18 protein-coding genes and 1 tRNA gene are annotated in these 21,464 nt (G+C 57.0%); 10 read left to right on the plus strand and 9 right to left on the minus strand.

Features of this window, described 5'->3' with window-relative positions:
* Positions 1 to 4: 4 nt before the first annotated feature.
* Positions 5 to 781 carry an SDR family NAD(P)-dependent oxidoreductase gene (locus ACN0WX_RS11695; protein ID WP_417622509.1) on the plus strand — a complete coding sequence of 259 codons (777 nt, stop codon included), beginning with the start codon at positions 5 to 7 and terminating at the stop codon, positions 779 to 781.
* A 3-nt stretch (positions 782 to 784) separates the two neighbouring features.
* On the opposite strand, the gene ACN0WX_RS11700 is transcribed toward ACN0WX_RS11695, so the two are convergent.
* A complete protein-coding gene (locus tag ACN0WX_RS11700) occupies positions 785 to 1,402 on the minus strand; it encodes a DNA-3-methyladenine glycosylase family protein (RefSeq protein ID WP_417622510.1) in 618 nt (205 codons plus the stop codon).
* Positions 1,403 to 1,496: 94 nt separating this feature from the next.
* On the opposite strand from ACN0WX_RS11700, the gene ACN0WX_RS11705 reads away from it, so the two are divergent.
* Entirely contained in the window at positions 1,497 to 1,814 is a 318-nt protein-coding gene (locus tag ACN0WX_RS11705; protein WP_067198048.1) for a 2Fe-2S iron-sulfur cluster-binding protein, read from the plus strand.
* 64 nt (positions 1,815 to 1,878) lie between these two features.
* On the opposite strand, the gene ACN0WX_RS11710 is transcribed toward ACN0WX_RS11705, so the two are convergent.
* Positions 1,879 to 2,616 carry a hypothetical protein gene (locus ACN0WX_RS11710; protein WP_417622511.1) on the minus strand — a complete coding sequence of 246 codons (738 nt, stop codon included), beginning with the start codon at positions 2,614 to 2,616 and terminating at the stop codon, positions 1,879 to 1,881.
* Between the two features lie 2 nt (positions 2,617 to 2,618).
* Positions 2,619 to 3,365, minus strand: a complete 747-nt coding sequence (rlmB, locus tag ACN0WX_RS11715) for a 23S rRNA (guanosine(2251)-2'-O)-methyltransferase RlmB (protein ID WP_417622512.1) — start codon at positions 3,363 to 3,365, stop codon at positions 2,619 to 2,621.
* Positions 3,366 to 3,510: 145 nt separating this feature from the next.
* On the opposite strand from rlmB, the gene ACN0WX_RS11720 reads away from it, so the two are divergent.
* Positions 3,511 to 3,596: transfer RNA gene (locus ACN0WX_RS11720), tRNA-Tyr, on the plus strand.
* 283 nt (positions 3,597 to 3,879) lie between these two features.
* Here ACN0WX_RS11720 and ACN0WX_RS11725 read toward each other — a convergent pair.
* Positions 3,880 to 4,746 (minus strand): hypothetical protein, encoded by an 867-nt coding sequence (locus ACN0WX_RS11725; RefSeq protein ID WP_417622513.1) that lies wholly within the window; start codon positions 4,744 to 4,746, stop codon positions 3,880 to 3,882.
* Positions 4,747 to 4,845: 99 nt separating this feature from the next.
* The gene (locus ACN0WX_RS11730) at positions 4,846 to 7,599 is read right to left on the minus strand and encodes a TonB-dependent receptor (protein WP_417622514.1); all 2,754 of its coding nucleotides are present in this window, start codon (positions 7,597 to 7,599) and stop codon (positions 4,846 to 4,848) included.
* 201 nt (positions 7,600 to 7,800) lie between these two features.
* Between ACN0WX_RS11730 and ACN0WX_RS11735 the strand changes: the two genes are divergently transcribed.
* From ACN0WX_RS11735 to ACN0WX_RS11745, 3 genes are all read left to right on the plus strand, one after another.
* Positions 7,801 to 9,501 carry an alkaline phosphatase D family protein gene (locus tag ACN0WX_RS11735; RefSeq protein ID WP_417622515.1) on the plus strand — a complete coding sequence of 567 codons (1,701 nt, stop codon included), beginning with the start codon at positions 7,801 to 7,803 and terminating at the stop codon, positions 9,499 to 9,501.
* Positions 9,502 to 9,705: 204 nt separating this feature from the next.
* Entirely contained in the window at positions 9,706 to 10,707 is a 1,002-nt protein-coding gene (locus ACN0WX_RS11740) for a threonine aldolase family protein (RefSeq protein WP_417622516.1), read from the plus strand.
* The gene (locus ACN0WX_RS11745; RefSeq protein WP_417622517.1) at positions 10,704 to 11,642 is read left to right on the plus strand and encodes a DMT family transporter; all 939 of its coding nucleotides are present in this window, start codon (positions 10,704 to 10,706) and stop codon (positions 11,640 to 11,642) included. The genes ACN0WX_RS11740 and ACN0WX_RS11745 overlap by 4 nt, the downstream gene beginning before the upstream one ends.
* Positions 11,643 to 11,645: 3 nt before the next feature.
* On the opposite strand, the gene ACN0WX_RS11750 is transcribed toward ACN0WX_RS11745, so the two are convergent.
* On the minus strand, positions 11,646 to 12,446 hold the full coding sequence (locus ACN0WX_RS11750) for an SDR family oxidoreductase (protein WP_417622518.1): 801 nt from the start codon (positions 12,444 to 12,446) through the stop codon (positions 11,646 to 11,648).
* Between the two features lie 6 nt (positions 12,447 to 12,452).
* Complete coding sequence (locus ACN0WX_RS11755; RefSeq protein WP_417622519.1) at positions 12,453 to 13,748, minus strand: M48 family metallopeptidase; 1,296 nt, start codon at positions 13,746 to 13,748, stop codon at positions 12,453 to 12,455.
* Positions 13,749 to 13,859: 111 nt separating this feature from the next.
* Here ACN0WX_RS11755 and pepN point away from each other — a divergent pair, with 111 nt between their 5' ends.
* From pepN to ACN0WX_RS11775, 4 genes are all read left to right on the plus strand, one after another.
* Complete coding sequence (gene pepN / locus ACN0WX_RS11760; protein ID WP_417622603.1) at positions 13,860 to 16,457, plus strand: aminopeptidase N; 2,598 nt, start codon at positions 13,860 to 13,862, stop codon at positions 16,455 to 16,457.
* Complete coding sequence (pgeF, locus tag ACN0WX_RS11765; protein ID WP_417622520.1) at positions 16,450 to 17,226, plus strand: peptidoglycan editing factor PgeF; 777 nt, start codon at positions 16,450 to 16,452, stop codon at positions 17,224 to 17,226. The genes pepN and pgeF overlap by 8 nt, the downstream gene beginning before the upstream one ends.
* Positions 17,216 to 18,622 (plus strand): SLC13 family permease, encoded by a 1,407-nt coding sequence (locus tag ACN0WX_RS11770; RefSeq protein WP_417622521.1) that lies wholly within the window; start codon positions 17,216 to 17,218, stop codon positions 18,620 to 18,622. The genes pgeF and ACN0WX_RS11770 overlap by 11 nt, the downstream gene beginning before the upstream one ends.
* A 98-nt stretch (positions 18,623 to 18,720) precedes the next feature.
* Positions 18,721 to 19,998, plus strand: coding sequence for a cystathionine gamma-synthase family protein (locus tag ACN0WX_RS11775; protein ID WP_417622604.1), 1,278 nt, complete (start codon positions 18,721 to 18,723; stop codon positions 19,996 to 19,998).
* Between the two features lie 168 nt (positions 19,999 to 20,166).
* Here the strand turns inward: ACN0WX_RS11775 and ACN0WX_RS11780 are convergent, their stop codons facing one another.
* Together ACN0WX_RS11780 and ACN0WX_RS11785 are read right to left on the minus strand one after the other, a co-directional pair.
* Positions 20,167 to 20,562, minus strand: coding sequence for a DUF302 domain-containing protein (locus tag ACN0WX_RS11780; RefSeq protein WP_417622522.1), 396 nt, complete (start codon positions 20,560 to 20,562; stop codon positions 20,167 to 20,169).
* Between the two features lie 28 nt (positions 20,563 to 20,590).
* The gene (locus ACN0WX_RS11785; protein ID WP_417622523.1) at positions 20,591 to 21,343 is read right to left on the minus strand and encodes a cytochrome b/b6 domain-containing protein; all 753 of its coding nucleotides are present in this window, start codon (positions 21,341 to 21,343) and stop codon (positions 20,591 to 20,593) included.
* Positions 21,344 to 21,464: the final 121 nt, after the last annotated feature.

Below are 21,464 nucleotides of genomic sequence, written 5' to 3' on the forward strand. Positions count from 1 at the left end.
TTATATGACGGATGTTTGCATGGTGGTCGGAGCTGGCGCGGGTATTGGCGGTCATGTCGGGAAACGCTTTGCCGAAGGTGGCTATCACGCCGCCTTGTGTCGCCGCAGCGATCAGGATGGGCTTGACCGGATGGTAGCCGAAATAACGGCGTCCGGCGGCTCCGCTTCGGGTCATTTGCTCAATGCCGTCGAAGACGGATCGATCGAGGAAGCGATTGCCCAGATTGAAGCCGAAGTCGGCCCGATCAAGACACTGGTCTATAATCTTGGCGCGCAGGTCGGCAACCGGCCGCTGGCGGATACTCATCATAAAATGTTCGAAATGGGCTGGCGATTGGGGACCTATGGGCTGTTCCGGGCTGCGAAAATCCTGATGCCGCTGATGGAAAAGCGGGGCGGAGGAACATTTCTGGTCACATCGGCCACCGCGGCTGTGCGCGGTAACAATGGTCAGCACAGCCATGCCGCCGCCATGGCTGGTCGCAGGATGCTGTGTCAGACTTTAAACGCCGAATTTGCGCCGAAAAACATCCACGTCGTACATATATTGATCGACAGCGCGGTCAACGCGCCGGATACGCTGGGCAAGCTGCTCGGGCCGGAGCGCTTTGCAAAATTGCTCGAGGCCAAAGCCCATGGCAAGGACGAGCTGATGGAGCCGAGCGCGATTGCCGATACCTATTTTCATATCGCCCATCAGCATCGCTCTGCCTGGACATTTGAACTCGACATGCGCACTTTTTCCGATACCGCCTGGTGGAACCACCCGGTCGATCTCTAGTGGCTACATCACCATCACATGATAATGGTGCCAGGTGAAAATCGCCACCGCACCACGGTGAGGGGACCAGCTTTCGGCGCGCTCGCGCACTTCCTTTTCGGAGGGACGTTCGGGCAAATCCAGAAAATTGCCAACACCGACCTGAATCGCCAGATCACCCGCTGGCCAGATATCGGGGCGACCCTGCGCGAACAGCAGATAGATTTCCGCTGACCAGCGGCCGATGCCCTTGACCTTTGTCAGCAGCGCGATCGCTTCTTCATCATCCTGCGGCAGGTTGGCGAGGTCGAGGCCGCCGGAGAGGATCAACTCCGCCAGACTACGGGCATAGCCCTGTTTCTGCCGCGATAGCCCGCAGGCGCGCAGTTCGTCAAATTCGGTGACGATCAGGGCTTCGGCCGGGCAACCGTCGCCGAGCCGCGCTTCCAGCTTGTCCCAGACCGCTGCCGCCGATGCCACGCTGACCTGCTGGCCAACAATGGTGCGAAGCAATGTCTCATAGCCTTGCGGGCGGATTCGCGGTTCAGGATAACCGGATTGTGCAATAGCCGCCGCCAGCCGCGGTTCGATTGCGCTGACATTGTTCAGTCCGGTTTTTATCATTTCTTTTGATAGGCCCATCGAATGATCGTCCCCGTTTCGGCCCTTGATTCTTTTTGACGGTCCAGACATAGCGTGCGGCAATCTTAATTAACAGTCAGTCCAAGGGGTAACTATGCCAACAATTCACGTAACCGGCCGCGATGGTGAAGAAAAAGCGGTTTCCGTCGATAGCGGAATCAGCGTCATGGAAGCGATTCGCGACAATGGCTTTGATGAATTGCTGGCGCTCTGCGGTGGCTGCTGTTCCTGCGCCACCTGCCATGTCCATATTGATGCCGACTGGAAAGCCAAATTGCCGCCAATGAGCGAAGACGAAGATGATCTGCTCGAAAGCAGCGACCATCGCGACGAGTTTTCGCGCCTCAGCTGCCAGATCGAATTGTCCGATGATCTTGAGGGATTGAAAGTCCGGATCGCCGAAGAAGACTGATTTTTTCTGACAGGTTACAAAAAAGGGAGCGCCGCGCGGCGCTCCCTTTTTTTGTGCCGGATTCCTATCGGTTCAGCTTGATGATCGCGCGTGGGCTGCGGCCAGCACTGCTGGCTTCGTCAACCTTCCAGTATAGATTTTTCATTGCACCACTGATGCTATAGCCATCCACGCTATTGTTGCTCAGAACCTCGCCATCGGTTTCGATGGTGAAATTCCCGTCAATCGGTTCCATTGTCTCGCCGCTGTCCCCGATCGGCATCGGGCCCATGGCGCCGGCCAATCCGCCCGGTCCAGCCATCGCGGGCGTCAATATTTCGATTTCTCCGCCGTTGCGACGGATGATCTGGACAAAGGGAAATTGCATCGTCGCGCCAGGCAGTGTGGGAAAGGCAAACATCTGGTCGAAATTCCCGCTGACCGCATATTCGACCTCGAACAGATTATTGCCCATATATTCAACCTTGTTCCAGCCGTCATATTTGGCGAGCTGCGCAGCGAATTTCGTCAGGCCTTCATCATCGCCCGGCACCATGCCGCCGAAAACGGAGCGCATAGCGGCGTTTTTCTGTTCATCGTCCTTCGTCCGGCTTTTGGAAGAATCATCGTCCGTCATTGAATCGGGAGAAGACATTGCGCTGTCATCCTCGTCAGCCAGCTGCATCTGGCCATTATAGGTAAAGCTGTAGGTCCCGTCGTTCATCAGCAGCAATTGCGATTCAAACTTGCCAGGAACGAGCAGGCAGCCCGCCAGCAACAGCGGCGCGATCAGGGCGAAGGCCCATTTATAATATTTTCCCACCGCTATTCTCCCCGTTTTCTGGTATATTCCGCATATAATGAGATGGCCGCAGCATTGGAAACATTCAGACTTTCCATCTTGCTGCTCATCGGCAATCGCGCCAGCGCATCGCAATGGGCCGCTACATTTTGCCGCAGTCCCTCGCCTTCGGCGCCCATGACCAGCGCAAGCTTGCTGCTTCCCATGGCGCTTTCCAGATCATCGCTGGCATCGCCGTCCAGTCCGATCCGCCAATAGCCGGCTTCGGCAATTTCCTCCAGCGCGCGCGACAAATTGACTACCCGCACCCAGGGGACGATTTCGAGGGCACCGGAGGCAGATTTTGCCAGCACCCCCGATTCGGGCGGGGCATGGCGATCCTGGGTGATGATCGCTGCGGCATCAAAGGCTGCGGCGGAGCGCAATATCGCGCCAACATTATGCGGATCGGTAACCTGATCGAGCAGCAGCAGTGGCCGGTTGCTCTGTTCGTCGAGGATATCGCCAAGCCAGAGATCGGGCAGGGGATCCACATCGGCGACCATTCCCTGATGCGGAGCGTCGCGCGGAATGACCCGGCCAAGATCGGCAACATCGCTGATCACAACCGGTATTTCCTTCGGAATATCAAGCGAAGCCAATGCTTCGCGCGTGCCCGAAATTTTCTTAATTACCCGGCGCGGATTGTTGAGCGCGGCTTCTATCGCGTGCCGCCCCCAGAATTTGAGTCCACCACCAGTTTTCTTGATTGATCTGTTCTTGCGTGCCATTTTTACACCCTAGCCGCTAAGCATCTTGCGAGCAGCCCTTTTTTTCTGCGAATTTGCATGGGCAGGCATTGACAGTTTGTATTCCCTTCGTCATTGAGCCGCTCTTGCCGGAAAATGGCAAGCCCGGGCAGCATCATGCCCATGGGGACAGGTGGCCGAGTGGTTAAAGGCAGCAGACTGTAAATCTGCCCGCGTAAGCGTACATAGGTTCGAATCCTATCCTGTCCACCATTACTCCTTACAACCGGTTGCAATCTTGCCCTTTTGATTCTGGCTTCCGTCTATGCCCGGGCTAATTTGTTTCAAAAGCAGAGAGGCAGGCCTTCGAAGCAGGCTTGTTTTCAGACGGCACAAGCTCTCACCGGCCCAATTTTGTACAGAGCGAAAAACTGGCCGGATTATTGGCTGAAGAGAGAAGGAACAATCAACGACTGGCCCGAATGATTGACGCCGCTTGCCAAGCTACGGACACAGGATGCCCGGACCATGGCTCCGCGCATATTAATCCGGAGCCTTATGGAATTTTAGGCAATTCTATTGCTTTTACGAGACCAAGCTTGCGATCGACGGCATAAATTACCTGACTATCGCCCGGGGCAAAGGCAAAGGCCTGCCCCTCGATCTCAAGTGTGATCGTGGCGACATGGATCAGATATGGCCCACTGCGGGGTGCTTCCAGAACATATATTTCGGGCCGGTCGTGGCCTGACACATATAGCCTGCCGTCAGGGCCGATTGCACCGCCAGATGCCGCATAGGGAGCCATGAGATCAGCTATGGCTTGCGGGAACATCCAGCCGCCTGTGCGCCGCCATTGTTTGTCAAAGGTTACGATGCTGGAAAAGCGATGGTCCTTATAAGGAACCCCGCGCCGGTCATAATGGGCAAAGGCTGCCAAATAGCCTTCATCCGTGGCCGCAAACCAGGTGAGCGAGCCTTCCTCCATCATACCCAGGCTGTGCGTGGCGCGGTGCTTCATGGTTTTCGTATCGAAAATTTCGATAGACGAGCCCATGGGCGCAGCTGGATAATTGGAATTTGCACACCAGAGCAACTCTGCATCAATATAGCAGCTGTTGAGATGCTCTATGCTGGGTGAAGGTAGATCGCTCCACTGCGCAACAGGCGATCCATCGGACAGCCGATATTTGCCGATAGTGCTGTTATCAATGGCATAGAAATATTGCCCATCCGCTGCTGCACCTTGATCGGCTTCAGCGGCGCTATATTCAGTCAGGGTTTTTGCGTTGAGCATGATCGGAGCCTGAACGCTATCGCTGCCATGCTGACGCAAGGCTGGCCCGCCAGTTACTTGGGCCGCTGCTTGCGCACATCCGGCCAGCAATGTGAATATGGCCCATGATAGCGTGGCTTTGATCACAATATGATCCTTCATATTAAAAAATTGAATCGGAAAGCCGGCAAATGGCGAGCGGCTTGCTAACCGCCCGCCATAAGCCGGATATGCAATCATGCCGGGTCAGAAACTGGCGCTGAACCCGAAATCAACGTTAACACCATAAGCTTCGCGCGCCGTGATCTGATTGCGCACTGCCTGATAGCCGATCAGCGGCTCCTCGGTGATATTGGACACGGAGCCAAAAAATTCCACACCCTTCATGACACGATAAGACAGGCGTGCATCCAATACGGTCCGCCCCGCAGCATAGCGATCAGTGGCGCTCGAACCGCCGACCGAAGTGAGGTAGGAATCGCGGTAGTTCAGCGCCACTCGCGCCTCAATCGGTCCCTTTTCATAGAACAGGGCTCCGCCGCCGATCCATTTGGACTGGCGGAAAAAAGGCAAATCGTCCGTCCGACCCGGAACGTTCACATTGCTGTCGACAAAGGTAACATTGGCGGAGATGCCGAGCCCATCAAACGGTGCCGGCAGGAACGTCAGCCGCCGCACAGCATTGGCCTCGATCCCCAATAGTTCGCCATCAGTTGCGTTTTGCGGCTGTGACAGACCAAGCAGGTCAATGCCCGCAAAGCTGGTGTCAACCAGACGCTGCGTGTAAACTGGATTTTTGATATGTTTGTAGAATAAGGCGAGCGAGAAAATGCTTTCGGCGTCCGGATAATATTCTGCCGAAAAATCCAGTCCCATCGACGTATAGGGTTCCAGCCCGGGATTGCCTGCCTCGCCTTCGCCATCCTCTTCTTCGAATGTTGGCACGACATCGCTATAATTGGGACGACCGATAGTATTGGTCCATGCTGCCCGAATCGCCACATTCGGCATCGGGCGATAGTTTAGCGACAGGCTAGGCAGCACATGGGTATAGTTTTGATCAAAGCTTAAGGGAGTGATATCGGAAACGGTGATTGAGCCATCCCCATCGGTGTCGCGGATAGCAAATGCATCATAGGTGCCCTCGGTCCGCTCAATCCGCGCGCCGCCAATTGCGGTGAGATCGCCCAGTTCCAGACTTGCCATCAGATAACCAGCATAGATTTTCTCGTTGATGCTATAATCTGAAGCTTTATCGTTAAAGCCTGTCGCTTCCTCGTTCAGGACTAGTGAGCCCGGATTTTGTTGGAAAAAATAGTCCAAGGTGCCGGTGTAATCCATGGCTGGCCCAAAGCGGTAATCACCATCATAGAAATTGGCAATTTCGGGCAGGGCCATCCCGGTGTCGGCAAAGGTTACGCCGACAGTCGGCGTCCATAGTTCCTGATAATTGTCGCGGTCCTTGGTCCGGTCGATATATTTCACACCAAATTTTACAAAGCTGTCGCTCACATCCGCAAAGTTCACAGTCAAGTCGGCTTTGATTGCGTGGAGATCCTCGTCAATTGTCTCGCGGCGAAGGCGAATGCGGCGCAGCGGGAAGGATGCCGGATCGAACAGACGTTCATCGATATCAACGAACGTGGGTAACTCTCCTTCAACGAGAATTGTCGAAACTGCCACGCTGCCCGAGCGATATTCGATATCGTCGCGTACCGGCGTGTGCTCCTGAGCGTGGGCATAGGTATAATTTAGCGCAAGATCTATATTGCCGAAGCTGAATTCGGCACCTGGCGAGATATTGTAAAGCTTTTGAGTTTGTTCATTCTGACGAAACTCGCGCGATGCCCGGCCAGATGAATAGGTAACCTGGTTCGGTGCCGGGAATGCTACGTCACCGCGCGCCATGTCATAGTCGAACTGATCGCGCCCTTCTACATCGGTAAACTCATTGTAGATATTACGAACATACAGGTGGGCCGCATCGCTTGGTCGCCAATCGAGGTTCAGGATGACGCCGATACGTTCCCGCACGATCGAGTAATCGAAATAGCGCATTGTCGTAGGAGCAAAAAAACCCTCCGCAACTTCTTCCCAGCCCAGTGGATCGACTAGTTGGCTATCAATGAACCGCTTGGAATAGCTGACTCCGGCGACAATTCCGAAATCGTTATTGGGGCCGACGACTTGGCCGTGCATTGCACTGGCCGCAAATCCGAATTTGTCAGAAGCGCTATTATAAATGCCGCGACCGGAAAGATACGTGAATGGCTTGTTCTGGTCGAACGCTGTCGGGGTGACGATATTGATCGATCCTCCGATGGCATTGGCGTCATAATCAGGGGTGACAGTCTTCACCACTTCAATCGCCGCCACCAAATCGGAGGGGATCGTGTCGAGGGCAACGCGCCGTCCTTCGGCCTCCGGAATGCCAACAATATTGCCATCGATGGTCACTTGATTCAGATTTGGATCGACGCCCCGGATGACCACATAACGCGGCTCGCCCTGATCAATTTCGACCGAGATGCCGGGCAGCCTTTGCAGGGCTTCGGCGGTGTTATAGTCAGGCAGCTTGCCGATACCATCGGAAGATACAATATCCGCGATGACAGGCAATGCCCGCTTGCGCTCTATCGCCAACAGGCGCGACGTGCGCGCACCAGTCACGATGATGGCATCGCCGGCGGCTTCGTTCGCGAGTTGGATGCTCGCGTTGGCAGTCACGGAGCCTTGTTCAGGGACCGTCACCGTTATGCGTTGTTCCTCATAGCCAGGCTGGAGGATACGCAGGGTATAGGTGCCTGCATCAAGTCCTAACATGGCATAGCGACCGTTTTGATCCGTGCTGACGGATTGACCGGTCTCTTCGACCACGACAGTAGCTCCGCGAGCCGGGCGGTCCAGTGATGCGCTGCTGATGGTGCCGGTGAGGTCGCCGGCCATCGCTGTACCGGGGATGACGACAGAAGCCAGAAATGCAGCGCGGATCAAGCGCATATGATGGCCTCTTCGGATAGAAATTTGATAACCCATTATAATCCCCAAGTTTTGTGTGAAACATTCTCGGGACGTCGGTTAGCTACCGATCGTGACGGCTTATTTACCGGATAGCGTAACAATTGTGAAAGTCGTGCGACCTTCGGAAAACCGCGGGGTCGATGTAATCAATATGTCATGCCTCGTTGATAGCCGCCGGACATGAGCACATCTATTTTTCCTCTGTCATATTCGGCTTTTCCTTCCCTTTCGCGCCGCTCGCTCTTGCGAGCATCGGCGGTTGGTTCGACCCTGTTCATGGCGAGTTCGCTCGAGGCCGGCGCGCGTTCCGCTTTCACTCATTCAGTCGCGAGCGGTGACCCCGGACAGCATAGTGTTACATTGTGGACCAGATATGTTTCGCCCGATGCCGAGTCCGCCTGGTTGCAGGTCGAAATCGCCGAGGATGAGCGATTCGAGCAGATTGTCTCACGCGCGGCAGTCTTGGCAGGCCCCGAGAAAGATTTCTGTGTCCATAGCAGACCGGAAAATCTGAAGCCGGGAAAATGGTATTATTACCGGTTCCGAGCCGATACTGGTGACGTCTCGCCAATCGGCCGTACGCGCACTCTGCCCGAAGGCGCGCTGGACCGGTTCCGGATTGGCGTCTTCTCCTGTGCCAACGCCACATCGGGCTGGTTCAATGCTTATGCCCATGCTGCAGCCCGCGATGATCTCGACCTGCTGGTGCACCTTGGTGATTATATTTACGAATCCAAGCTGGATCGCTCTGATGCTGTGGATGGGATGGCCGAGTTGCGGGGGATTGAGCCGGTCCATGAGGTGGTAAGCCTTTCCGACTACCGGAGACGCCATGCCAGCTATCGGGCCGACCCGGCTTTGCAGGAATTGCACCGCCGCTTCCCGATTATCGTCATGTGGGACGATCATGAAACCGTTAACAATAGTTGGAAGAACGGAGCGGCTAATCATGATCCGGACAAGGAAGGCCGATGGAAGACCAGAATGGCCGCTGGAATGCAGGCTTTTCACGAATGGCTGCCCATGCGCAGTGCGCCATATACGCAATATCAGATTGGCGATCTTGCCACGCTGTTTCGATTGGAAACCCGTCTGATCGCGCGTTCGCAACAGCTTGATTTGCGTGAGAGTATCAAAGGTCGCGAACAGGACGTCACCGCTGCGGCCCTAGCCTTCAGAGATGGGCCTCTCAATGATCCGGCACGCACAATGATGGGAGCTGAACAAGAGCGGTGGCTGGCAGAAGGGCTCGCCGCATCCACAGCATCGGGCCGTAAATGGCAAATTTTGGCGCAACAGGTCATCATGGGGCGGACCCGGACGCCCGAAGATTTTTCGGCTTTATTTGCTCCTGGCGCTCAGGCCAACATCAAGCAAATCGAGAAACTGCGGATGGCTGCGCGCCTTTCGGCGATCGATGTTCCTCAACATATGGACCGATGGGAAGGCTATCCTGCGGCAAGGCGGCGATTGTTGGAAGCCTCGCGCAAAGCGAATGCTGATCTTGTTGTGCTTAGCGGCGACAGTCACAATGCGTGGGCGTTCAACCTCGAACATGACGGTGAGCGGGTGGGCGTGGAATTTGCTGTGCAAGGAGTGTCTTCGCTTGGCATGGACAAGCGTTTCTTTGGCGATCCGCTTGCCATCGCGCAGGCGCTTGTCGGCGCCAGTCCTGATTTGGCCTGGTGCGATACCAGCCAGAGGGGTTATATGGTGCTGGATGTGCAGGCTGACCGTATTTCCAATGAATGGCTGTTCATTCCCTCACGTATTGCCCGCACGGTAGAGGTTCGCGGATCTCACCGAATGCAGGTGGAGCGGGGCGCGCGCAAGCTTTCGCCCGATAGTTTGCCCGTTCCTGGGAGTGCCCAGCCTGGCTAAGATAAAGCTGGTCTGGCTAGGATAAAATAAGTCCATTTTATTGCTCTGCAATTTTTGGCTTCAGTCTTCTTCCGGCGGCTCTTTGTTGCAAAATGATCCAGTGCCAAGCCCCAAAAACCGATGTTTTCCGAATTTTGCAGCATAATCCTATCTTGTCCACCATCACATCTTGACGCGCCAGAAGCTCTGATCCATGCGCAGCGCATGCGATTTTTCTCTGACAATGCTGCGTCGGTGCACCCCAATCTGCTGGAATCGCTGACCGCAGCGAATGGCCAGGACACTGCCTATGATGGCGACCATCTGAGCGCGTCGCTGAACACGGCCTTTTCCGATCTGTTCGAAACCGAGGTCGAGGCCTTGTGGGTGGCGACCGGAACGGCCGCCAATTCGCTTGCTCTCGCCGCGATGTGCCAGCCGCATCAGGGCGTGATCTGTCACAAGGAAGCGCATATCGAGCAGGACGAGGCCGGCGCCCCGGGCTTTTTCACTGGCGGAGCGAAGCTGATGCTGCTCGGCGGGGAGGGCGCAAAACTGTCTCCTGAAAGCGTGGACGCCCATTGCGCAGCGATCCGCGATGATGTCCATCAGGTTCAGCCCGCTGCCGTTTCGATTACCAATGCCAGCGAATATGGTCTGGTCTATCGTCCCGATGAAGTCGCCGGGCTGGCGGAAATTTGCCGCGCACGGGGGCTTGGCCTGCATATGGACGGCGCACGTTTTGCCAATGCGGTTGCATCCCTCGGCTGTTCACCCGCCGATCTGACCTGGAAGGCGGGCGTCGATGCGCTGAGCTTTGGCTTTGTCAAAAATGGCGGAATGAGTGCAGAGGCGTTGATATTTTTCGACAAGGCTTTGGCCGCCGATACCCGTTATCGCCGCAAGCGCGCCGGACATTTGCAATCCAAGGGCCGCTTTCTGGCGGCGCAGATATTGGCGATGCTACAGGATGACCTGTGGCTCGACAATGCACGGGCGGCCAATGCCGGTGCCCAGATCATTGCCGATGCTGCCAAGGAACGGCTCCTCTATCCCGTCGAGGCGAACGAGGTTTTTATCAAATTGGCAGCCGACGAAGCGGCGCATTTGCGCGGCCTGGGGTTTGATTTTTACGACTGGGGCAAAGGTCAGGCGCGGCTGGTCACCAGCTGGAACCAGAGCGCTGATGATATCCGTCCCCTTGCCGAGGCGATTGACGCCTTATGAGCGCCGACGAGAGTGCTGAAGTCAGCCTCCTGACCCCGCGCATCCTGATCCCGTTTCTCCTGGTCTCTTTGATCTGGGGCTCGACATGGCTGGTGATCAAGGACCAGATTTCCGAAGTGCCGCCCAGCTGGTCGGTCAGCTACCGCTTCCTGATCGCCGCCGCTGCGATGTTCGGGCTGGCGGCGTTCAAGCGCTTGCCGTTCCGGCTCGACCGGACCGGCTATATTTTTGCGCTCATCCTCGGGCTTTTCCAATTCTCCTTCAATTTCAATTTTGTCTATAATGCGGAGCTGTTCATCACTTCCGGGCTGGTCGCGGTATTATTCGCGCTGCTGATGGTTCCCAATGCGCTGCTTGGTCGGATTTTTCTGGGACACAGGATCAGCGCTCCCTTTCTCGGCGGATCGGCGATTGCCGCGGTCGGCATTGCCCTGCTGTTCTGGCACGAATATCGTGCGTCTCCGGCTAGCCTTGAACAGGTATTGCTGGGCGCGATGCTGGCCTTTGGCGGGATTATGTCCGCGTCGATCGCCAATGTGATGCAGGCAGGCGAACGGCTGAAATCCTATCCAATCATCACCCTTCTCGCCTGGGCGATGTTCTTCGGGGCGCTGATCAACGTCGCGGTCTCGTGGGGCACCGTCGGGCCGCCTGCTTACGAATTGCGCACGGCCTACTGGGCCGGGATCGTCTATCTCGGCGTTATCGGGTCGGTTGTCACCTTCCCGCTCTATTTCTCGATGATCCGCGAAGTTGGGCCGGGCAGGGCCGCTTATTCCAGCGTGCTGGTGCCGGTGGTGGCGATGATCCTGTCGACGATATTTGAAGGCTATGTCTGGACCTGGCTGTCCGCCGGAGGGGCGGTTTTGGCAATGACAGGACTGTTGGTGGCGCTGCGGGCACGCAAGCCGAAGCTACCCCGCATTCCTGCCTGAATATCAATCCAGCAAGGATTGCAGACCGGTCTTGTAATCCGGATATTGGGGTTCCCAATTCAGCAACCGTTTCGCTCTGCCATTGGCTATGCGGCGGTTTTCTTCATAGAAACCCAGCGCGGCCTGCGACAGATTGGCGTCCTCCAGTGACAGTAACGGCGGGACATCCACGCCCAATAATCGCGCGGCATGAGCGATGACCTCCTGTTGCGGTGCGGGCCGGTCATCGGCAATATTATACACCCCGGAGGGGCTGTCGAACGAAGCGATTAAGGCTGCAACAATGTCGTCGACATGGATGCGGCTGAATATTTGTCCGGGCATATCGACGCGTTTGGCTTTGCCTTCACGGAGCCGGTCAAGCGGGCTGCGACCCGGACCGTAGATGCCGGGCAAGCGGAAGATGTGCATATCATCGCGCAGGACCTGCCATCTTTGATCGGCGTCACTGCGGGCCTTGCGGCGACCCGAACCAATTGGCGCGCTCTCGTCGACCCAGGCACCGTCGACATCGCCATAGACGCCGGTGGAGGAGAGATAGCCGCTCCATCGCAATGAAGCAGACCCGATCGCTTTCCCATAATGTTCGAGCACCGGTTCGCTGTCGTCGTTCGCTGGTGGAACAGAGGACAAGACATGGGTCGCCGATTCCAGCGCCGCCAGAACGGATGGCGCATCATCGAAAGCCAGCGCGCCATCCCGCGCTTCCCGCCGGGTGCCAATCACCTCATAGCCTTCCGCCCGCAGCCGGTCCGCCAGCCGCGAGGCCGTATAGCCCATTCCAAAGATCAATATGCGCGGCATCGCTGGCTATTCCTGCTCCAGCTTGCCCGGCTTGACCATCCCGGGATTTTCCACATGGTCGGCCTTCCATTGCATCGCCATGCGCACCCGGGTCGCACCCGAAGGATGGTCGAAGAACAGCATTTCTTCCACCGGGCCCGGTTCGATCTTGCGATATTCTGACAGGCGCATCGACACTTTGGCAAAGCCATCCGGTTCTCTCGCTGTCTCGAGGCCGAACCGGTCGGCTTCACTCTCGTTGATCCGGATCAGGCTATTGATCGCCGGTGTCGCGGCGAAGAAATAGGCCGTCAAAATGAGACTGAGCACAGGAATGGCAGCCGGATCCGAAACGCTCCGCACGCCCCATCTCGTGCCATGGCGTTCAATAAGCTGCGGGGCGAGGCGAGCGGTGATGAACAGTCCGACGGCCATGATCAACGCCAGTATCAATACAGTGCGCCAGGTATGACCGAGCACATAGTGACCCAGTTCGTGGCCCATGACTGCGGCGACTTCCTCGGGCGCTGTGCGCTCGAGCAGATTGTCGTTCAGAGAAATCCGGATCGTCGGTCCAATGCCGGAAACATTGGCCGATATTCGTTTATGCTGGGTGGACTGGTCGAAAACATAGATATTGTCAGCGGGAATATCATATTCCGCCGCCATCGCGACAATCCGGTCGCGCATCGGCCCTTCGGCCATTTCCTGATAGTCGTTGAACAGTGGGGAAATGAATATCGGGCCGAGTAGCAGACCAATGAACAGGAAGATTGCAATCACGCCCGTTCCCCATAGCCACCAGATTTTGGGTGCACGCCGGATGACCGCAAAAATTGCCATGATGAGCAGTGGAAATATGATCAGTGAAATGGCCAGGCCGATCATCTGCTCGCCAAACCATGCGCCAAAGCCCTGATTCATCAATCCATATTGTTGTTCCCGGAAAAAGCCGGTGTAAATCGACCATGGCAGGGTGAGCAGGAAGCCGGCAATGACATAGGGAAGCGTATAAAGAGCGGGCTGCAGCCATTTGCGGCGGGTTACCCGTTCTGCCCAGTCGCGAAAGCGGGCGGACAGGCGCGACTGGAGGATCAGGAAATCTATCAATATGCCGATCAGCGCGCCCCACAGGATCAGCCAATAGCCGCCTTCGAAATATTGGTTGGATTTCTCCAGTTCGGCGCCCTGCAACGTGTCGATATAGGCGCGGCTCGCTTGTTCGACACCAAAGGCCGGAGCAGAGGCTTGGGCGAAAACGGTTTCCACTGACAAGCCGGTGAACAGCATCCCGGTGATCAGGATCATCAATATTCTAACCATGCCACTCTCCCTATTGCGCTTCAGTCCAAGCCATAAACGCAATTGCGCGGGGTGCAAATGGCTCTTATGGCAAGGGCCATGCTTGATGTTCAGAAAACCACCAATGACGAAATGGCCGATGCCGCGCCGGCCCCCAGAGACCCGGCAACGATCCGCCGTGAAGATTATCGCCCGCCCGCCTGGTTCGTTCCGGAAGTGGTTCTCGATTTCGATCTTGATCTGGAACGGGTGTTGGTGCGCTCGAAACTGGATGTCCGGCGGTCGCAAAGCGCCGGCCCGGACGAACCGCTGGTGCTTCAGGGCGATGATATCACCCCGACTGCGGTCAAGGTAGACGGCGCGGCCTTCACCGGCTGGAAATTGGTCGAGGGTGATCTGGTCGTGCCGTTGACCGGCGCGGCGCATATGGTGGAGATCGAGGTCGAACTTGATCCGTCGACCAACACGCAGTTGATGGGCCTTTATGCTTCCAACAACATGCTGTGCACGCAATGCGAGGCGGAAGGTTTTCGCCGGATCACCTTTGCTCCCGACCGGCCGGATGTGCTCAGCCGCTATCAGGTGCGGATGGAGGCGGACAAGGCGAAATTCCCGGTGCTCCTTTGCAATGGCGACAAGGTCGATCAGGGCGATGGCGAGAATGGCCGTCACTGGGTGCAGTGGAATGATCCCTGGCCGAAACCGAGCTATTTGTTCGCGTTGGTAGCCGGTGATCTGGTGGCGAATAATGACAGTTTCACCACCCGGTCGGGTAAGCCGGTCGAGCTCAATATATGGGTCCGCGACGGTGATCTTGATCGCACCGGTCATGCCATGCAGGCGTTGAAAGATTCGATGCTATGGGATGAAGAAACCTATGGCCGTGAATATGATCTTGGCCTGTTCAACATCGTTGCTGTTAACGATTTCAACATGGGCGCGATGGAGAATAAGGGGCTGAACATCTTCAACTCGCGCTATATTCTCGCTGATCCCGAGGTCGCCACCGACGCCGATTTTGACGGAATCGAAGGCGTGGTCGCGCACGAATATTTTCACAATTGGTCTGGCAACAGGGTCACTTGCCGCGACTGGTTTCAGCTTAGTCTGAAAGAGGGTTTTACCGTCTATCGCGATCAGAGCTTCTCCGCCGACATGGGCTCGGCGGCGCTGAAGCGGATTGAGGATGTTCGGATATTGCGGGCGGTACAATTTCCCGAAGATGCCGGTCCGCTGGCCCACCCGATCCGTCCGGAAAGCTATCAGGAAATCTCCAATTTCTATACCGCCACCGTCTATAACAAGGGCGCCGAAGTCATCCGGATGATGACCACGCTGATGGGGCCGGACCGCTTCCGAAAGGGCACCGATCTGTATTTCGACCGGCACGATGGCGAGGCCGCGACCTGCGAGGATTTTGTCACCGCGATGGAAGATGGTGGTGACATTGATCTCAAACAGTTCCGTAAATGGTATGAAACGCCGGGCACGCCCAGGGTGACCGCGAAACTGGCTCACAATCCGCAAACCGGGACTGCGACGCTCCACCTGACCCAAAAAATTGCTCAAAATGGTGAAATGCCGAAGGCCTCGGATCTCGTCATTCCGCTTAGAACGGCGCTGCTCGATCCGGAAACGGGTGCCCATCAGGGCGAGCAGTTGCTGCTGCTCGACAAGGCAGAACAAAGCTTCGTTCTCGACGGGCACAAGGACCATCCGATTCTGTCGATCAACCGCGGTTTTTCAGCGCCGATCATTCTCGAGAGCAATCAGACAGCCGAAGAGCTCGCGTTTCTTTCGGCCCATGACGACGATCCATTCTCCCGGTTCGAGGCGATGCAGCGCCTGATGACCGGCTATTTGACGGCCAAGGTTTCCGGCACCCCGGTCGACCGCGATATCATCTTGCAGGCGGTGGCGAAAATTCTCGCCGACACGTCGATTGATCCTGCTTTTCTCGCCGAACTGATCCTGCTCCCGAGCGAAGGCTTTCTCGGGGACCAGATGGTCGAGGTCGATCCGCAGGCGATCCACGAGGAACGCGAAAAATTGCGCGGGAAAATCGCGGTGCAGTTCGAACGGCAGTTCCGCAAGCTGTACAAATCCTGCTGGCCGGGTGAATTTTCGCTTGATACCGAAGCGCGGGCGAAGCGCAAATTGCGGAACGTTACATTGGGCTATCTCGCCGCTTCGTTCACCGAAGATGCGGCGGAAATCGCCTTTGACCAGTATCGCGATGCGGACAATATGACCGCCATGCAGGGCGCACTCGCTGTATTGTCCCATCTGGATTGCGAAGAGCGCAGCGCAGCATTCGATAATTTCTACAAGAGATTCAAGGGGAACCCGCTGGTTCTCGATAAATGGTTCAGCCTGCAATCAATGTCGCAGCGTGGCGACACGTTGAAACGGGTCGACAGCCTGTCGCGCCATCCCGATTTCACTCTGTCCAACCCCAATCGTGTACGTGCGCTCTACGGCGCATTCACCGGCAATCAGGTCCGCTTCCATGATCCGTCGGGCAAAGGTTACAGCTTGATCGCCGACATGGTGATCGCGCTGGACAAGCAGAATCCGCAAACTGCGGCGCGTTTCATCCCGCCGCTGGGGCGCTGGCGGCGCTACGAACGGGGGCGCTCGGAACTGATGCGTCTGGCGCTGGAAAAAATTGCCGGACAGTCCGACTTGTCGAAAGATGTTGCCGAACAGGTCCACAAAAGCCTTGCTTGATATCACCACGTCCCCTTTGCTTGATGGCACAATACATGGCTTTCTCGGCCGGGCAGGGGGCGCTTCGGAAGGTATTTACGCCGGGCTGAACATTGGTCTGGGCAGCGATGATGATCGCGAGATCATCATGGAAAACCGCCGCCGGGCGGTCGACGGCCTGATGCCGGGCGCAGAATTGGTGACGGTGCATCAGGTGCACAGCGCCGATGTTGTAACCGTGACCGGACCGATAGCGCTCGACCAGCGCCCGCAAGCCGACGCGATGGTGACCGACCAGCCGAACCTGCTGCTTGGTATCCTCACCGCAGATTGCGTGCCGGTGCTGTTTCACGATCCGCAAGCGGGGGTGATTGGCGCGGCCCATGCTGGCTGGAAGGGTGCGCTTGCTGGCGTGACTGACAATGTTCTCGCGGCAATGGAAACAATCGGGGCCGATCGCGGCCGGATTAACTGCGCCATCGGCCCCTGCATCGCTCAGGCCAGCTATGAGGTTGATGCGGCTTTTCGCGAGCGCTTTGTGGACGCCGATACGGACAATCAACGCTTTTTTGCGGCGGGCAAGCCGGAGCATTTCCAATTTGATATCGAGGATTATGTCGCGGCCCGGCTGCAAGCGGCGGGGGTGAGCCAGATCGAAAAGCTCGGGCTGGATACCTACGCCAATGAGGACTGCTATTTCAGCTACCGCCGCTCCTGCCATCGCGGCGAAGCGGGCTATGGACGGCAGATTTCGCTGATCGGCTTGAAAGGCGCGCGCGATGAAAGCTGATCGTCTTGGCCTGTTCGCCGGTTTGAGTATCTTCATCATCATGCTGCTCGTGCCAGCGCCGCAGGCGATGGTACCGCAGGCCTGGCATGTCGCGGCGCTAACCATCTTGATGGCAATCTGGTGGATGACCCAGGCTGTGCCGCTTACGGCTACCGCGTTGCTGCCGTTTCTGGCGCTGCCGACGATGGACGTAATGACTGCGGGAGAAACGGCGAGCCAATATTATTCGCCAATCCTGTTTCTCATTCTCGGGGGCGCTTTTCTGGCGCTGGCGATCGAGCGGGTCGGCTTGCACCGGCGGCTGGCGCTGGCGATCATCGGCCTGTCGGGAAAAAGCGCCTGGGGCATCTTGTTCGCCTTCATGATCGCAACCGCCTTGCTCAGCATGCTGATTTCCAACACCTCGTCGACGCTGATCATGATCCCGATTGCGTTGGCTGTGCTGGTCGCCGGCGGTATCAGGGACAAGGAAACCGAAGGCTTTGCCGGCGCCCTGATCATGGGTGTCGCTTTCGCAGCGTCAATTGGCGGTCTCGGCACTTTGGTCGGTAGTCCGACCAATGCTATTGCGGCGGGTCTGGTCAACAAGACGCTGGGCATGCAGCTCGATTTTCTGGGCTGGCTGAAATTCGGGTTGCCGATCGTGATCGTCGGAATTCCCGTTCTCGCTATCATTCTGATCGTCGTTCAGAAGGTTGGGCGGAACAGTTTTGACGGGGTCAAAGCGAAGATGGCGATCGGTTCTCCGGGGCCGTGGAGCGTTCCGGAAAAACGTCTGCTCCCGGTCGTGGCGATCGTGATGCTGGGGTGGTTGTTCCTGCCGGAAATAAAGACGCTGTTCCCTGACGGTGCGCTGCACGACGGGAGCATCGCAATTGTCGGTGGTCTGTTGTTATTCATGCTGCCCGATGGCACCGGCCGACGCCTGCTCAGCTGGGAGGAAGCCGATCGTGCGCCCTGGGGCGTGATCATGATGTTTGGCGGGGGGCTGGCGTTGGCTGCAGGAATTATCGAATCCGGGCTCGCGGACTGGCTGGGCGGTGCGCTGGAGCCGCTCAAGTCGGTGCCGGTGATCGTCATCGCTATCGCGCTGGTAGCATTGGTTGTTCTGGTGACGGAATTTGCTTCCAATGTTGCCACGGCAAGCGGCATCATGCCGGTGGTTGCCAGCCTGATCCTCGCCACCGGCGTCGATCCGGTGCTGCTTGCGGTGCCAGCGGCGATGGCGGCGAGTTGGGGCTTCATGCTGCCATCCGGTACCGGACCCAATGCGATAGCCTGGTCAACGGGTCATATCGATCTTCCGAAAATGCTGAAATCGGGGCTGTTGCTCGATCTTGCCGGAATCCCGATCATAATCGGCTGCATCTGGATGGTATCAGTTGTAACCAGTTAGCTTTTCAGGCATGGTTTATCCAGACTCATCAAGGGTGAAGGACGAAGATAATGGCGAAGCAGAATGATCCATCGGCGGCTGTGCCGGTTACTCGGCGGATGCCCAAGGCGCCGATTGACGAAATCGGCGGGCGCAAGCTGAAGCCGGCAACCTTGATGATGGGCCACGGCTATGATCCGGAACTATCCGAAGGCTCCCTCAAACCACCGATTTTTCTGACTTCGACCTTTGCGTTTGAAAATGCCGCCGCCGGCAAACGCTTTTTTGAAGGCATTACCGGCAAACGCCCCGGCGGCTCTGACGGTCTGGTCTATTCGCGCTTCAACGGTCCCAATCAGGAAATATTGGAAGACCGGCTGAGCATCTGGGACGAGGCAGAGGATGCGCTGGTATTCTCCAGCGGGATGTCGGCCATTACCACCGTCTTGCTCGCCAATGTCAATCAGGGGGATGTCGTCGTTCACAGCGGGCCGCTCTATGCCGCAACCGAAACGCTGATCAACAAGATATTGGGCCGTTTCGGCGTGACCTTCATGGATTTTCCGGCCGGCGCCGCACCGGCAGAAATCGCGTTGATGCTGGAACAGGCGAAGGCACAGGCCACGGCAAATGGTGGCAAGGTGGCGATCATCTATCTCGAAAGCCCGGCCAATCCGACCAACGCTCTGGTCGATATCGAAGGCGTCGCCGATGCCCGCAAACAGGTGTTTGGCGACGAAGCCGCGCCACCAATCGCCATCGACAACACCTTCCTCGGGCCGCTCTGGCAGCAGCCGCTCAAACACGGCGCCGACATCGTCATCTACAGCCTGACCAAATATGTCGGCGGGCACAGTGATCTGGTCGCCGGCGGCGTGCTCGGCAGCAAGGCCTATATGGACCCGATCCGCGCGATCCGGAACACCATCGGCACGATCTGCGATCCGAACACGGCCTGGATGCTGATGCGCAGTCTCGAGACGCTGGAATTGCGCATGACCCGCGCCGGTGAAAATGCCGAAAAGGTCTGCGCTTTCCTGCGCGATCATCCCAAGGTCGAGGGGCTCGGCTATCTCGGCTTTATCGAGGACGCGCGTCAGAAGGATATTTACGCTCGCCATTGCAGCGGTGCCGGCTCGACCTTCTCGGTCTTCATCAAGGGCGGCGAGGCGGAGGCCTTCCGCTTCCTCGACGCGATGAAAATTGCCAAGCTGGCGGTGAGCCTGGGCGGCACCGAAACGCTGGCCAGCCTGCCCGCCGCGATGACCCACATATCCGTCCCCGACGAGCGTCGCGCCGCACTTGGCATCACCGACAATCTGGTACGGATTTCCATCGGTGTCGAGGATCCGGATGATCTGATCGCCGATTTTGATCAGGCGCTGGCGTCCGTCTGACTGTCACCCGTTACCTGTCGCCCGTTACCCGTCGCGGCCTGTGAAGTTCGAGGCCAACGCGAATTGGATGGGTGCAAGATAACGTCCCGTGCGGGCGGCTGAACGGGTCGTCGTCAAGGTGCGGAATCCAGCCCGGTGAATCCAGCCAATATGCGGTGCAAGACGCTGCTAGCGGCCGGTCAGGGAGCCGATCACATGGGACAGTTTTTCCCGGACGGCTTCGGCTGCCTTTTTCAGCTGTGGATTGTCAATCGCCTGCATTGACGCCGTCGGGTTGATTGCGGCCACTTCCACCTGTCCGCTGCCTTTTTGCTGGACGACTATATTGCATGGTAGCATTGTCCCGACCTTGTCTTCCAATTGCAGTGCTTCGTGAGCCAGCACCGGATTGCAGGCACCAAGGATGGTATAGGGGCGAAAGTCCACGTCGATTTTGTCCTTGAGCGTTTGCTGGACATCAATGCGAGTCAGTACCCCGAAACCTTCGTGTTTGAGCGCCACTTCCGTCCGCGCAACGGCTTCGTCAAAATCGGCCTCCATGGTTGCGGCCATATAATAGCTCATAAATATCTCGTTTTCTGGATTGTCGTGGTCATTCGTCTTCCCGTGTTTCTTCATGCTCGTCGTCATTCTGGTACGGTTTGCCTGGATCATGTTCACCATATTCTGCGGATTCCGTTGAACGTGGCACAAATGCTTGCGGATCGATTCTCAGAATGCCGAACAGGGCGGCAACGACCACAGCAAAGCCGGCAAGATAGGCGAAAAGCGAAGGCGCGCGCGCGTCTCTGCCCTCCGGATGGTGCTTTGCAGGCTTGGCGCCGGTCACCATCGCCCGTATCAGATTTTCGCGGGTCAGGACCGACATGACGACCACTGCCAATATATGGACCGCCACTAGCGCGAGCAGGCTCCAGCCAATTACTTCATGCAGTTCTTCGGCGGCTTCCCCGCTACTGCTCACGATCATCGCGCCGGTCCAGATGACCGCTGCGGTGACGGCAATCAGCAGCAGGGCGGATATCCAGCCAAGCGGGTTGTGGCCAACGGCTGGGGCGGGCTTGAGCCGCACCATTTCCCCGATATGATGGCCGAGTCCGCCTTCTCTGAACATCCCTGAGAAGCGGGCATATTCGCCGCCGACAAAGCCCCAGAGAAGGCGAAAGGCGATCAGAATCGCTGCGGACCAGCCAGCCATGATATGCCAAGAGTTGAGCGGGCTATTTTCTTCGGCTGACAGAAATGCAACCGCGATCGCAACGACGAGGAGCCAGTGGAAAAGGCGCAAAAACCCGTCCCAGACTTGAATGCGCGAACCACCCGCGACGGGATTAGTTTCGGTCATTGATAGTTCCTCCGGCTGAGTGGCTTTTGATAACAGCCATTTTCTCGAATATTGGTCCCCTTTGATAAATAGGGGAATTTACGGAGGCTTGTCCGATGGCAGAGCGCAAGCAGTCTGATTA

It is taken from the genome of Parasphingorhabdus sp. (assembly GCF_048269915.1).
Classification (GTDB): Bacteria; Pseudomonadota; Alphaproteobacteria; order Sphingomonadales; family Sphingomonadaceae; genus Parasphingorhabdus.

Bases quoted from the DNA above. Each gene is read 5' to 3' on its own strand.
- pepN (WP_417622603.1), top strand. From the start codon at position 13,860: ATGGCCGATGCCGCGCCGGCCCCCAGAGACCCGGCAACGATCCGCCGT.
- ACN0WX_RS11745 (WP_417622517.1), top strand. From the start codon at position 10,704: ATGAGCGCCGACGAGAGTGCTGAAGTCAGCCTCCTGACCCCGCGCATC.
- ACN0WX_RS11785 (WP_417622523.1), bottom strand. From the start codon at position 21,343: ATGACCGAAACTAATCCCGTCGCGGGTGGTTCGCGCATTCAAGTCTGG.
- ACN0WX_RS11730 (WP_417622514.1), bottom strand. From the start codon at position 7,599: ATGCGCTTGATCCGCGCTGCATTTCTGGCTTCTGTCGTCATCCCCGGT.
- ACN0WX_RS11750 (WP_417622518.1), bottom strand. From the start codon at position 12,446: ATGCCGCGCATATTGATCTTTGGAATGGGCTATACGGCCTCGCGGCTG.
- ACN0WX_RS11705 (WP_067198048.1), top strand. From the start codon at position 1,497: ATGCCAACAATTCACGTAACCGGCCGCGATGGTGAAGAAAAAGCGGTT.
- ACN0WX_RS11695 (WP_417622509.1), top strand. From the start codon at position 5: ATGACGGATGTTTGCATGGTGGTCGGAGCTGGCGCGGGTATTGGCGGT.
- ACN0WX_RS11770 (WP_417622521.1), top strand. From the start codon at position 17,216: ATGAAAGCTGATCGTCTTGGCCTGTTCGCCGGTTTGAGTATCTTCATC.
- rlmB (WP_417622512.1), bottom strand. From the start codon at position 3,365: ATGGCACGCAAGAACAGATCAATCAAGAAAACTGGTGGTGGACTCAAA.
- ACN0WX_RS11735 (WP_417622515.1), top strand. From the start codon at position 7,801: ATGAGCACATCTATTTTTCCTCTGTCATATTCGGCTTTTCCTTCCCTT.
- ACN0WX_RS11780 (WP_417622522.1), bottom strand. From the start codon at position 20,562: ATGAGCTATTATATGGCCGCAACCATGGAGGCCGATTTTGACGAAGCC.
- ACN0WX_RS11775 (WP_417622604.1), top strand. From the start codon at position 18,721: ATGCCCAAGGCGCCGATTGACGAAATCGGCGGGCGCAAGCTGAAGCCG.
- ACN0WX_RS11700 (WP_417622510.1), bottom strand. From the start codon at position 1,402: ATGGGCCTATCAAAAGAAATGATAAAAACCGGACTGAACAATGTCAGC.
- ACN0WX_RS11740 (WP_417622516.1), top strand. From the start codon at position 9,706: ATGCGATTTTTCTCTGACAATGCTGCGTCGGTGCACCCCAATCTGCTG.
- ACN0WX_RS11755 (WP_417622519.1), bottom strand. From the start codon at position 13,748: ATGGTTAGAATATTGATGATCCTGATCACCGGGATGCTGTTCACCGGC.